The sequence below is a fragment of the Streptomyces yongxingensis genome (assembly GCF_055597465.1).
The window spans coordinates 751,888-763,950 of record NZ_CM145717.1; the positions used below are offsets into that span (position 1 = coordinate 751,888).

The following is a 12,063-nucleotide window of genomic DNA, read 5'->3' on the forward strand; positions in this document are numbered from 1 at the left end:
CGCACACGCTCCGGTGTAAGCGAAGGGTTGGGACACATGAAGCTTGCCGATGAACCCCGCACATCCACGATCACGCCGGATGCCGTGGATGCGGATGTCCTCATCATCGGGTACGGCCCGGTCGGTCAGACCCTGGCTGCTCTACTGGGGGCGTCGGGGCACCGCGTACTGGTGTGCGAACGGCGAGTCGGGCGCTACGAGACGCCACGAGCCGGACACTTCGATCACGAAATCATGCGCGTCTTTCAGTCTTTGGGCATTGCCGACGATGTACGGCGCATTGCCGAACCAGCTCGTGTGTATGAATTCCTCGATCCCGACGGAGGCGTGATTTCTCGTCTGCCAAGGGAATGGAGCGCTCCCTCCGGCTGGGACGCGTCGTACCACTTCTACCAGCCGGAACTCGAGGATGCCCTGGACGCGGCAGTCCGCGGAGCATCCACTGTGGACGTTCGTTTCGGTGCGGAGCTGGTCGATCTGTGCCAGAGGGCCGACCACGTGGTGGTGACGTTGGCGGACGGCGGCGTCGTCACCGCCCGCTATGTGGTCGGGGCAGACGGCGCCAACAGCGCGGTACGCACGCTCTGTGGCATTCCGACGAAAGATCTCGGTTTCCGGGGCGACTGGCTGGTCGTCGACGTCCGGCCTCAGCCTGGCGCCCCGACCCTGGACATCCCGGACACCGGCCAGGTACTCGACCCCGCGAGGCCGAACCACATGGGCCGAGTGGCTCAGCGGTACTTCCGCTGGGAGTTCATGCTCGTCGAGGGCGACGATCCCACCGAGATGGTGAAGCCGGAACGCGTCTGGGAGTTGCTCAGGCCCTGGATCGGCCCACAGAAGGGGGAGGTGATCCGGCAGACCGTCTACCAGTTCCGATCCATCGTGGCCGATACGTTCCGCCACCGGTCGGTTCTGCTTGCCGGTGACGCTGCTCACGTCATGCCGCCATTCCTCGGACAGGGCATGAGCTCTGGCATCCGAGACGCCGCAACCCTCGGCTGGATGCTCGACCTCGTGCTGACCGGCGCCGCGGACCCGAAGCTGCTGGACCTGTACACGCTCTCGAGAAGGCCACAGGTCATCGACTACATCGAAGAGTCGGTGCGGGTAGGGACCGTCGTCTGCGAGACCGACCCCGTTCGTGCGGCGCGACGTCGTGAGGAGATGCGGTCGGCGACCGAGCTTCCACCACCGTTCGAGCCGCCCGTCGGCGCAGGCTTCCGAGACGGACAACCGCTGGCCGGTCACTTGGCTGTACAGCCCTTTCTGCGTACGAGCGGCGGGAAGACCGAGCGGTCCGACGACGTGCTTGGCCGCGGGTTCACCCTGTTCAGCTTGGTCGAACCGGACGCGGCGACGACTGCGGCCGTATCGGAACTCGAGCGCGCGATTGGGCTGCGGTCCGTGGTGCTTGGCGCCGAGGGGGTCCGGGAAGAGGGCGAGGCACTGAGTGACTGGCTCAAGGAGTCCGGTGTCGTGTCCGTGCTGGTTCGCCCGGACTTCTACGTCTTCGGCACTGCTACCGAGCTCTCCGAGGTGGCGGGTCTACTCGCCTCACTTCGCGCAAGCCTGTCGCTGGTGTAGCGGCGTGACACCCGCTCGCGCGGCGACCGACGACAGCCCGGATCACGTGACACACGGAGGGATCTCATGCCGAAGACGAACAACGGTATCCACTACGAGGAGCGGGGAAACGGACCGGACTCGATCGTTCTGCTGCCCGGACTCGGGTGCTCACTCACGTGCTGGTCCGAGGTGGCACCCCTACTCGACGGCTATCGCCTCGTTCTCATGGACCTGCCGGGCCACGCGGGCTCCCTCCATGCGCCTGCCGACGGATCGAGCCTCGCCCGGATCGCCGAAACGGTGATCGACGCTTGTGATGAGCTCGGCCTCGAACGCTTCGCCCTCGTCGGTCTCTCCTTCGGTGGCGCGCTCAGCGTGCGGATCGCTCTCAACCGGCCCGGCCAGGTGTTCGCGGTCATGGCGCTCATGCCGTGGAACGCGGGCGGTACCGAGGCGGGCGATCCAGTCATCGAAGGGTTCCACACGTCCTTCCGTGACGTCGAAGCCATCACGGAGGCCATCGGGGCCATCTCGCTGGACCCGAGCAAGACGACCGACGTCGTGCGCACGATGACGAGTGCTGTCACAGAGCAGTTCTGGCACAGCTGGCTCGGAACCGGTGGCGGTGCTTACACGAGCATGTTCGAGGAGCTGTCCGGGATCGACGTGCCGGCGTGCTACGTCATCGGCGGCAGAGACACCATCGCCCCGCAGGACAAGTTGATCGCCGACGTCCGTGCGATGCCCGGGGGCCGGCTGGTCTTCCTGTCGGACGCAGGGCATCTCGCCCCATACGAGTCTCCCGAGCTCGTCGCCCGGGAGATCCGCGAGTTCATCAGCCGCTACGCGAACACGCCGTCGCCGGGCGCGGGTCCGCGCCCGTATCCGCGCCCAGCGCACGGCCGAGCAGATAGAGACGCCTTTCACCAGCGACGCCGCCGTCCTGGCCGCCTGCGAGGCGTCCGGGGCGGCGGATATGCTGCCCAGCCCGCGGTCAGGACTCGACACCCTCCTGACATCGGAGTGGTACGGAGGCCGGTAACTGTCCGGGGGGCAGTGGCAGCGTGTGGTGCTGACGAGGGCGTTCCACCGGAAGGCGGCTCTGCTCGTGATGGATGAGCCCACGGCCGCGCTGGACGCTCGCGCGGAGCACCACATCTTCACCGGACTACGGGATCTGGCCAAGAAGCCGGCGATCCTGCTGATCACCCACCGGCTCGCCATCGTCGCGGTGGCGGACAGGATCGTCGTCCTCGACCAAGGACGGGTTGTACAGCTACTGCCGTTGACCCGTCGCCTTTCGGAAGGACGTGCACCTCGTGTTCACCACACAGGACGAATGGAACACCGGCTACGCCGATGGCCGCCGCTATCGCCGACTCAGCGACCGCGAGCGGTCACTGCTTGCCACGCACCTTCCCGCCCCTGTCGACGGCAAGGCCCTCGACGTCGGGTGCGGGGTCGGAGAACTCGCAGCCCATCTGTCCTCGCTCGGATACCACGTCGACGCCGTCGACTGGTCCGACAACGCCCTCGCCGAGGCAACCGCCCAGCACGGAAACGCCGCCCGGTGGCTGCGCCTGGACATCGAGCTCGACGACTGGGCACCACTGCACGCCGACGGCTACGACATGATCACCCTCCGGTTCGTGTATCCCTTCCTGAAGCACCGCGACCGAACCATGCGGGCCCTCGCCCGCCGCCTGCGACCTGGCGCCGCCATCGTGGTCATCACGCCCCTCGCCGCCGACACCCCGGCCGAGCGGCGCGGCATCGCTCTCGACGAGGATGAACTCGCCCAGTTGCGGGCCGGCTGGTCCACCGCCGAACGCCACGATGCCGAAGGACTGGCCTTCGTGGTCCTGCGCGGCCCTCACCCGGCCGAGGCCACGTCACCGTCCTCGCCATCCGCCAACCGCACGCCCCGCGCGCTCGCCGATAGCCACGATGCGACGCCCACCTCGCGGCAGCACCACTTCACCCTGCGGGAGCGCTACTACGCCCAGGTGGAATCCGGACGCAAAACGATCGAGGTACGCGTCGGGACCCCCAAGAAGGCGGCCGTCGAAGCCGGGGACACGATCGTCTTCCGCGAGCCGGACAGCGGGCGGGAACTCGACATCGTCGCGAAGCGAATCACCCCGTACAGCTCATTCGACAAGCTCCTTGACGCGGAGGATCCAGCACGCATCGATCCCGACTCCACGCGCGAGGAGCAACTCGCCAACCTCCGCCACATCTACCCGCCGGACAAGGAAGCCCTCGGCGCCCTCGCCTTCGAGTTCGGCCACCGTCCGGGACGCCCCGGCCACACCATGCCCATGACTCCCGCGGAGTACGTTCAGACGGTCCCCCATCACACGGTGTACGGCTGCCTGTACATCCGCGACGAGCACGATCGCCCGGTACAGCTGCGCTCCGTGTACGGCGACCGACTGTGGCAATTCCCCGGAGGCAACACCGACGCCGGGGAAGACCCCTTGGAGACCGCACGCCGGGAAACGGCCGAGGAGACCGGGCTCGACCTCGGCCAGGGCCGACCACGCCTGCTGCTGACGCACTACCTCCCCCCGGGCCCCCGCTGGCCACTGGGCAAGATCGGCTTCATCTTCGACGGCGGCCAACTCAGCTCCGAGCAGCTGCGCCGCATCCGACTCGACCCGGCCGAACACGACCTGTGGGCCGTCCATGATCTCGCCGAGTGGCGACAGCTCATGGGCGAGCTGCCCTTCGCCCGTCTCGATTCCATCGAACGCGCACGCCAGGGCCGAGGCCCGAACTATCTCGTCACGGGCCTTGATGGCCAATCCGGATAAGGAAGCCGCGCAGATACCGTCATTTAGGCTGGCGCAGGATTTCATGGGCGAGCCGGGCGCCGGCGGTGATCGCGTGGCGGATCAGTCCGGGTGAGGAGGCATCGCCGACGACGTGCCAGCGCGTGTCGGGGCACGCCGCGCGCCATGCCGGGAGTTGCTCGTCGTCCGGCGCGCGGTATCCGCACACGACCAGCGGAACGTCCCGGCCGAGTTCAGTTGTGTCCCGCGTGATCACGTTGCGCGAAAACAGTGTCCCGTCGTCCGCCCGCACCAGTTCGGTGTGGGGCGACACGCGCACGGGCGAGCGGAGCAGTTGCTTGGTGAGCCGGACCTGGTTCGGCCCCTCCACGCGGCCGGCCGCGGCGGGCAGTGGGGTGACCAGGGTGACCCGGCGGGCGATGTCCCCGGCGAGCCGCAACGCGATGACCGTGCCCGCGCTGTAGCCCTCCGGGTCGTACACGACCACATTCTCACCCGGACCCGGTGTCCACGCTCCGGTGAGACAGTCGACGTCGGAGTGCGCCTCGTACTGTGCGGAGTCCAGCCATGCCGGCAGCACGGGCTTGGCGCCGCCCGCGTGGACGACGTGGTCCGGCGAGAGCCCGGCCAGCACGGACGGTGTGGCCGGCGTGCTGAGCCGGACGTCGACGTCGTGCTCTGCCAGGGCCCGCTCGGCCCACCGCCGGTATCGGTGGATCTGGTCCGGGTCGGCGAGCAGTGCGCAGTCGATGCGGCCCCCGACGCGCTCGTCCCGCTCCAGCAGTACGACGCGCCACCCGCCCTGCGCCATGAGGCGGGCCGCTTCGAGGCCCGCCGGCCCCGCGCCCACGACGACCGCCGTGCCGGTCCTCGCCGACGAGGGCACCGTGGCCAGCTCGGGATGCGCGACTTCGGGGTTGACCGAGCACGCGAGCGTGAGCGACGCGCCCACCCGGCGGCATCCCTCGTTGATCGAGATGCACGGGCGCACCAGACCGGACTCACCGGCGGCTGTCTTGTCGGCCAGCCGCGGGTCGGCGATCATCGCGCGGGTCATGCCGACGAGGTCGGCTTCCCCGGTTTCGACCACGTCCTCGGCCTGCCGGGCGTCCAGGATCCGTCCCGCCACCAGTACGGGCGCGCGCAGGTGCGCTTTCGCCCGCGCGGCCAGTTCCCGGTACACCCCGCGGGGATAGTCCGCGGTCGGCACCGTCCCGACCGCGCCGTCGGCGGTCACGGCGCTGCTGCCGACGATGTCGAACAGGTCGATGACACCGAGCGCGTCGTAGTGGGTGGCGATGTCGAGCAGGTCCTCGCGGCTCAGTCCCAGCCGCTTCGTCCTGGTGTCCAGGGACATGCGCAGCGCCACCACGAAATCGCCGGGCACCGCGTCCCGCACGGCCCGCAGCACCTCGGTGCCGAACCGCAGCCGCCTCTCGGGCGTGCCGCCGTAGGCGTCGTCGCGCTGGTTGAGGACGGGACTCCAGAACTGTTCGAGCAGATGGGTGCCGTACGACGTCACCTCGATGCCGTCCCAGCCGCAGCGGTACAGTCGCGCGGCGACGTCCGCGTAGTCGCGGACCAGGCCCCTGATGTCCTCTTCGGACAGTACTCGCGGCGTGCCCTTCGGGAGGAACCCGGCTCCGGGCGAGGGCGCGACATGTGCCAGATCCGGGTCCGCCATCTCCTCCCGGGCGCCCCGGTGTGTCGCCTGGGCGATGAGAGCGGTTCCGGCCGCGTGCGCGCCGTCTGCCATTCGGCGCAGCGCGGGCTCGTTCTCCGGGTTCCAGAGGGCCGGGTTGAACCTGTTCGCCGCCATCGGGCTCACCGAGGCGGAGCCGAAGGCGATGATCAGCCCGGCCCCGCCCCGGGCCCGGCGGAGGTGGTAGCCCTCCAGGTGGGGAGTGATCAGCCCGTTCACGGCGAGCTGTTCGGAATGGGCGGTGGACACGATGCGATTGCCCAGCGTCAGGTGTGCCAGGCGGAAGGGGGTCATGAGCTTCATGTGCGCTGCTCCTTGAGCCGTTCGACGAGAAAGGCCGAGGTCACCGTGTCGTCGAGATCGACTCCGATCCCCGGGCGGTCGGGCACCGCCAGGAGACCGGCTTCGATGCGGGATTCGAGGGGGTCGGTGAGGATCTCCCGGTATCCGGGAACCGCCGACAGATAGGGAAAGGTCTCGACCGAGTGGAGGTTCGGGACGGCGGCCGCGGCCTGCACCGTGTGTGCCGTTCCGATGCCGGATGAGCAGTTGTGCGGGGAGACGCGGATCGAGTGACCGCGGGCCAGTGCCGCCACGGACTGGAAGACGCCGTATCCGCCCGCCAGACACACGTCCGGCTGGAGAATGCTCACCGCCCCGGTGCGCAGCACCCGCTCGAACGCGGCGAGCCCGGTCAGCCGTTCCCCGGTGGCCAGCGGCCCCGGCGCCGGGGCCGACAGCCAGTGCGAACTGGACTCGTCCGCCGGGTCGAACGGCTCCTCCGCGAACTCGACGCCGAGGTCGCGCAGCGCGCCGAGCAGCTCCGGTGCGTGGTCCCGCGGCACGCAACCGCTGAGGTCCACCATCTGGCGCACCTCGTCCGCCACGCGTTCGCGCAGCCGCCGCACATGGTCGATGGCCGAGCGGAGCAGCGCGGAATCCCACCGCGCCGGGCTGGGATGGTGCAGCCGCTGCTCCTCGTCCTGCCGGACGAGGGGGTAGGTCTTCAGCGCCCGGTGCCCGTCGGCGACCACGCGCCGCGCGGCGGTCAACCGGTCTTCCTCCGAGTGCTGCCCGAAGTACCAGCCGTTGGCGTAGACGGGCAGCCGCGCGTGCACCCGGCCACCGAGCAGCTCGTGCAGCGGGGGCATCGCCTCGGCGCCCGCACCGTAGGAGACGCCCGTGTCGCCCAGTCCCACGGTCCCTTCGTCCGTCCGGAGGCGGAGGCGGAGGACGGTGGGGCGGAGCGACGGATTGGGTATCCGGTACACCTCCGCCGAGCCGATCCGTTCGCTCAGTCCCATGTCAGGACCCGCTTCCCGTCGTCGCCCGGGGCTCCGGCGCAGGACGGCCACGCCGCGGCCGTGTGCTGCTCTGGCCGAGGGACAGCGTCTTCGTCTCCGGCGCGAGCAGCAGGGTGACCAGCAGGCCGACGGCGGTGATCCCGGCGCCGAGGAGCAGGGTGCCCGCGGTGCCCAGCGCGGCGGTGGTGAGGGGCAGGACGAAGGTGCTGGCCATCGACCCGAGCCGGCTCATCGCGGTGGCGAAGCCCACGCCGGTGGCGCGCAGATCGGTGGGGAACAGCTCGCTCGGATACACGAACTGCAGTCCGCTGCCCGCGGCTTCGGAGAAGTTGTAGAGCACGAACAACACGACGACCAGGAGCGCGACACTGTGCGGCACGACTCCGAGCACGACCAATGCGGCAATGGCACCGACGAAGCTGGCGATCAGCAATGGCCGCCGACCCATCCGGTTGACCAGCACCATGCCCATCGTGATGCCGACCACCGCGATGGCCATGATGAGGGCCGAGCTGGCATAGGCGTTGCCAACGCCCAGCGACTCGAGCAACTGCGGCTGGAAGGTGCGGATCGAGTAGGCCGGGGCGACCTGGCAGAACCAGAACACCGAGCAGAACAGCAACGGCACGCCATACCCGCGGCGGAAGATCTCCACCAGGTTGCCCAATCCGGTACCGCGCTCGTTGTGCCGGTTCCCCTTCTCCCGGCTGAGTTCCTCGGGGGTGGCTTCCTGGCCGAAACACATCAGCAGGATCTTCTGGGCCTCCGCCAGCCGCCCCCGGGAGGCCAGCCACAGCGGTGACTCGGGAATGCCCGATCGCAACACCAGGAAGAGCGCGGCGGGCACCGCGGCGCTGGCCAGCATCCACCGCCACGCCTCCGGGCCGATGCCCCGCATGGCCCAGCCCGCCCAGAAGCTCACCCCGTAGCCGAGCCACCACGCCAGCACCAGCCCGCTCAGCGCGGGCCCGCGGAGTTTCCGCGGCACCAGCTCCGCGGTCAGCGCCGACGCGATCGGATAGTCGGCGCCGATGGCGATGCCGGTGATCAGCCGGAGCGCGACCAGCTGCCAGGTCTCGGCGATCCAGAACTGCAGCACCGAGCACACCACGAAAACGACCAGGTTGAGCACATACATCAGTCGGCGGCCCACGCGGTCGGTGACCGGCCCGAAGATCAGGCCGCCGAGGAAGACGCCCAACAGCGCCGAAGCCGCCACCAACCCGGAACCGATCGCGTCGAGCCCGAGCCGTGGGGTCAGCTGGGGCAGGGCCACGGCGATGATGCCGAGCAGGTAGCCGTCGCAGAACGGCCCGCCCATCGCGACCATGACGGTGCGCTTGTGAAACGAATTGACTGGTGCCTCGTCGAGCACCGGCTTCTCCACTGTCATCCTGAACAACACCTCGCGGTGGTCGTGGCCAGTGGCCAGGAAGTATGCGAAGCGCCTGGGTTGTCAACAACGTTTCTGTCCCGCCAGCAGCGCTGTTGGTGAAAACCGAGTCGAAAGTTCTGTTGGCTTCCGGCGGTGGCCACCCCGGAGCCGACCGACCGGGCGGTGGCGCGACGGCTGGGCGTCTCGGCCCAGATGGTCGGCCGGTGGCACTCGCGCTTCCTGGCCGGGGGCCTCGACGGGCTCGCCGACCGGCCGCGCACGGGCCGGCCGCGCACGGTCACCGAGGCACACCGCGACCGTCTCGCGAAGCAGTTGCTGAGCGAGCCGCCGGTGGCCTCCGCCGCCTGGTCCACCCGCTCCCTCTCCACGCCGACCGCCCTGAGCCAGACCGCGGTCAGCCGGATACTGCGCTCGCTCGGGCCCGGCGCCGCCACCGGCGACTGGTTCCCGCGCCTGGCCCAGTGAGCTCACCGGGCTCCTGCTCGCCCCTCGCATGTCGTCGTGGCGGGCGCGGTGGCGCACACCGATACTCGCCTCGTCCGCTGGTTGCGCGACCGCCCCCGATTCCACGGTGCGCGATCTTCGGAACCAGCTCCGGACCTGGGTGGCGAGTCCGTCCGGGCCACTGGTGTGGGTTCCCCACCTTACTTCCGACTCGAAGAGCGAGAACCTCTCAATTCCCATGGTGACAGCGGAGCGGGTGCTCGACGTCCACGCCGTGCGAGGCGCACTCGGCGGCGTGCTCCTGCGGCGGCTCGCCACCCTAAAACCGGAGTCGCTGCAGCCCGTGGAGCGACCGAGCACCGGGACCATCCGAAACGGCCCCGCTGAGCGAGCCAGAGCCAGCGCGCCCCGGGTTCCCCCACCCGCGGAACACCCTTCCGGCGCGCGACAAGCTCAGATCGTTCGGCAGCGGCGGCCCGCGTCCAGCATCGAGGCATGGACATCCCTGCCGACCAACGCGTCCCCCATGCGGAAAAGCCGGACTGAACCGACTTCATCGCGGACCACCGGCCGTTGCCCCAAACGCCCCACAGTACGTTCTTCACATCGTGGACAGTGGTCGGCCGTCCCGACTCCGAACTTGCTGCCTGCCTGGCCCGCTGGGCGCCGTACGACGAGGTCGTACGACGAGGGAGAGGTCGCCGCGGCCGGTAAACCGAGACCGCGTAGTGCCGTGACCGACGTCGGGGACGAGCGGACCCAGCACATGGCCAGGGGCCGTCCGCCCAGTGGCGCTCGGGCCGGCGATCAGCCGTGAACGGCGTTGAGGATGGCGGCGAGCTTTCCGGGTGCGCTGATCATGGCCATGTGACCGGTATCGAGCTCGATGACCTCCGGCCGGAGCAGGGCGATGGATCGCTGCTGGAGTTCCTCGACATAGCACTGGTCCCGGGTGAGGCGCACGTACGTCCGGGGGATTTCCCACCGGTAGCCGCTCAGGTCCACGGTCTCGCTCAGCAGGGCGGCCGAGTCGTCGGCCAGTCGGTCCAACGTGGACGCGGCGGTCGCCTCGTCCATGTCGTTGCACAGCATCGCGGCGGCGCCTTCGCGGGTCTGGTGGTAGACCCCGCCGGCGATGGACCGCTCGACCAGATCCCGCACGCCGGGGTCGATCTGGTCGAGCACCCGGGACCCGTCGGGAGGCACGACGGCCGACACAAGGACGACGTGCCGGATCCGTTCAGGGAGGAGGTCCAGTACGCGTGGCACCGTGACTCCCGCGAAGGAATGGCCGACCAGTACCACGTCCCGCAGATCCTTCGCCTCGACGTCCTCCCGGACGGCATCGGCGCAGTCGGCGAGAGTGACGGTGGACAGTCCGACGTCGGCCCTCGTCCCGCGGCCCGGAAGGTCGACCGCCACAACTTCCGCGCTCAGGTGGGGGATCAGCTCGTCCCAGCAGTCCGCGCCGAAGCCGGCACCGTGGATGAGGACGAACGACATGGGTGACCTCCTTGCCGTCGATGCGAAACAAGCCGAGCTTAACTGAATTCAGCTCGGTCACCTAGAGTGCGGTTCGAGGCGGCGAACGAGCAACGGACGACAGAGTGGAGACGCCGATAAACCCACCAACTCGGGCCGCGAGCCCGGCGCTCTCGCCACCGGTGCGCGGAAGCGCCCTTGAGCGGCCTGGAGGCGTCAGGACGACTACGTCAACCCCAGGCCGTGTAACGGGGCCTGCGGACGAGGACCCCCGCGGACCAGCGCCGTCATCGCGGCCCTGGCCTTCGGCGGGATCGTGTTCTCGCTGATGCGGACCCTAATGAACGCAGGTCACCCCAAGGTGTGACACGGCCTGTCGGTCCTCTGGTCTAACGTCGCCCTCATGGCTGAGCCCTCGTTTCTGACCGCTGTGCGCGAGTCGTACGACACGGTCGCCGCTGATTACGTCGAACGCGTCCCGCCTCCAGCCGCGATGGACCCGCTGTCACGAGCGATGCTGGCGGGGTTTGCCGAGCTCGTGCGGACGGCTGGTCTGGGGCCGGTCGCGGACCTGGGATGCGGCCCCGGCCGCGTGACGGCGCACCTGGCCGGGCTGGGAGTGTCCGCCTTCGGTGTCGATCTGTCACCGAAGATGATCGCGCTGGCCCGGCACGCCTATCCGAACCTTCGGTTCACCGAGGGCTCGATGACCGCGTTGGAGATGAAGGGCGACGAGCTCGGCGGCATCCTGGCCTGGTACTCCACCCACCACACGCCCCCGCAGTGGCTGCCGGCCGTGTTCGCCGAGTTTCACCGCACGCTCGCGCCCGGCGGCTACCTGCTCTGGGGAGACTATGTCGGCAATGAACGGCTGCAGCCGACCCAGGGCTATGGCCGTCCGGTGTCCTACGAGTCGTACCTCCTGCCACTGGAGTGCATGGTCGGCCTGCTGGAGCAGGCCGGACTCGTCGTCACCGCGAGGCTGGAGCAGGAGCCCGGCGGACGGGTGAAGAGACCGCACGCCTGCCTGCTGGCCCGCAAGCCCGAAAGGACCTGACGGGGCTTGTTCCTGCGGCGAAGCCGCTCGTGTCAGATCACCGACGGTCAGGGCGCGGCGCTCAGGCCGCTGGGTCGAGAGGGCGGCCCCAGCGGTTCCCGACCACTCTGACGGCCACGGTGACACCGCCGACCGCGGACATCCGCGTGCGGTTCCTCGTCGGCGGCGTGCCCATGGGGACGGCGACCACCGATGGGACCGGCCGCGGCTGGCGCACCAGCATCTGGGTCGCCGCCGCCGTGGCCGGCGGCGGCCTTGCCCTGGGGGCTCGCTCTGGCTCCGCGCCCCGGCGACCGCCGTAGGTGGAGTCGGCC

The 12,063-nt window shown here is 69.5% G+C and carries 8 protein-coding genes and 2 pseudogenes; 6 read left to right on the plus strand and 4 right to left on the minus strand.

Annotated features, from left to right (window positions below; all coding sequences use genetic code 11):
* Positions 1-36 precede the first annotated feature (36 nt).
* The 4 genes and pseudogenes from mhpA (at position 37) to ACZ6TD_RS03405 (ending at position 4,385) form a co-directional block, all read left to right on the plus strand.
* Positions 37-1,587: a bifunctional 3-(3-hydroxy-phenyl)propionate/3-hydroxycinnamic acid hydroxylase MhpA gene (mhpA, locus tag ACZ6TD_RS03390; RefSeq protein ID WP_471350180.1), complete on the plus strand. Its 1,551-nt coding sequence runs from the start codon at positions 37-39 to the stop codon at positions 1,585-1,587.
* 66 nt (positions 1,588-1,653) lie between these two features.
* Positions 1,654-2,328: pseudogene (locus tag ACZ6TD_RS03395) on the plus strand (alpha/beta fold hydrolase); the annotation flags it as partial.
* 166 nt (positions 2,329-2,494) lie between these two features.
* Positions 2,495-2,845, plus strand: a pseudogene (locus ACZ6TD_RS03400) (ATP-binding cassette domain-containing protein); the annotation flags it as partial.
* Positions 2,846-2,888: 43 nt separating this feature from the next.
* Positions 2,889-4,385, plus strand: a complete 1,497-nt coding sequence (locus ACZ6TD_RS03405; protein WP_471350183.1) for a methyltransferase domain-containing protein — start codon at positions 2,889-2,891, stop codon at positions 4,383-4,385.
* 19 nt (positions 4,386-4,404) lie between these two features.
* On the opposite strand, the gene ACZ6TD_RS03410 is transcribed toward ACZ6TD_RS03405, so the two are convergent.
* From ACZ6TD_RS03410 to ACZ6TD_RS03420, 3 genes are read right to left on the minus strand one after another with little or no spacing between them, the layout of a single operon-like run.
* Positions 4,405-6,369 carry an oxidoreductase gene (locus ACZ6TD_RS03410; protein ID WP_471350186.1) on the minus strand — a complete coding sequence of 655 codons (1,965 nt, stop codon included), beginning with the start codon at positions 6,367-6,369 and terminating at the stop codon, positions 4,405-4,407.
* The gene (locus tag ACZ6TD_RS03415; RefSeq protein WP_471350189.1) at positions 6,366-7,370 is read right to left on the minus strand and encodes a mandelate racemase/muconate lactonizing enzyme family protein; all 1,005 of its coding nucleotides are present in this window, start codon (positions 7,368-7,370) and stop codon (positions 6,366-6,368) included. The genes ACZ6TD_RS03410 and ACZ6TD_RS03415 overlap by 4 nt, the downstream gene beginning before the upstream one ends.
* A gap of 1 nt (position 7,371) precedes the next feature.
* Complete coding sequence (locus ACZ6TD_RS03420; RefSeq protein ID WP_471350192.1) at positions 7,372-8,763, minus strand: MFS transporter; 1,392 nt, start codon at positions 8,761-8,763, stop codon at positions 7,372-7,374.
* A gap of 135 nt (positions 8,764-8,898) precedes the next feature.
* Between ACZ6TD_RS03420 and ACZ6TD_RS03425 the strand changes: the two genes are divergently transcribed.
* A complete protein-coding gene (locus ACZ6TD_RS03425; protein WP_471350195.1) occupies positions 8,899-9,231 on the plus strand; it encodes a helix-turn-helix domain-containing protein in 333 nt (110 codons plus the stop codon).
* A gap of 786 nt (positions 9,232-10,017) precedes the next feature.
* Here ACZ6TD_RS03425 and ACZ6TD_RS03430 read toward each other — a convergent pair.
* Positions 10,018-10,713 carry an alpha/beta fold hydrolase gene (locus tag ACZ6TD_RS03430; RefSeq protein ID WP_471350198.1) on the minus strand — a complete coding sequence of 232 codons (696 nt, stop codon included), beginning with the start codon at positions 10,711-10,713 and terminating at the stop codon, positions 10,018-10,020.
* Positions 10,714-11,095: 382 nt separating this feature from the next.
* Here ACZ6TD_RS03430 and ACZ6TD_RS03435 point away from each other — a divergent pair, with 382 nt between their 5' ends.
* Positions 11,096-11,749: a class I SAM-dependent methyltransferase gene (locus ACZ6TD_RS03435; RefSeq protein WP_471350201.1), complete on the plus strand. Its 654-nt coding sequence runs from the start codon at positions 11,096-11,098 to the stop codon at positions 11,747-11,749.
* The last annotated feature ends 314 nt before the right edge of the window (positions 11,750-12,063 follow it).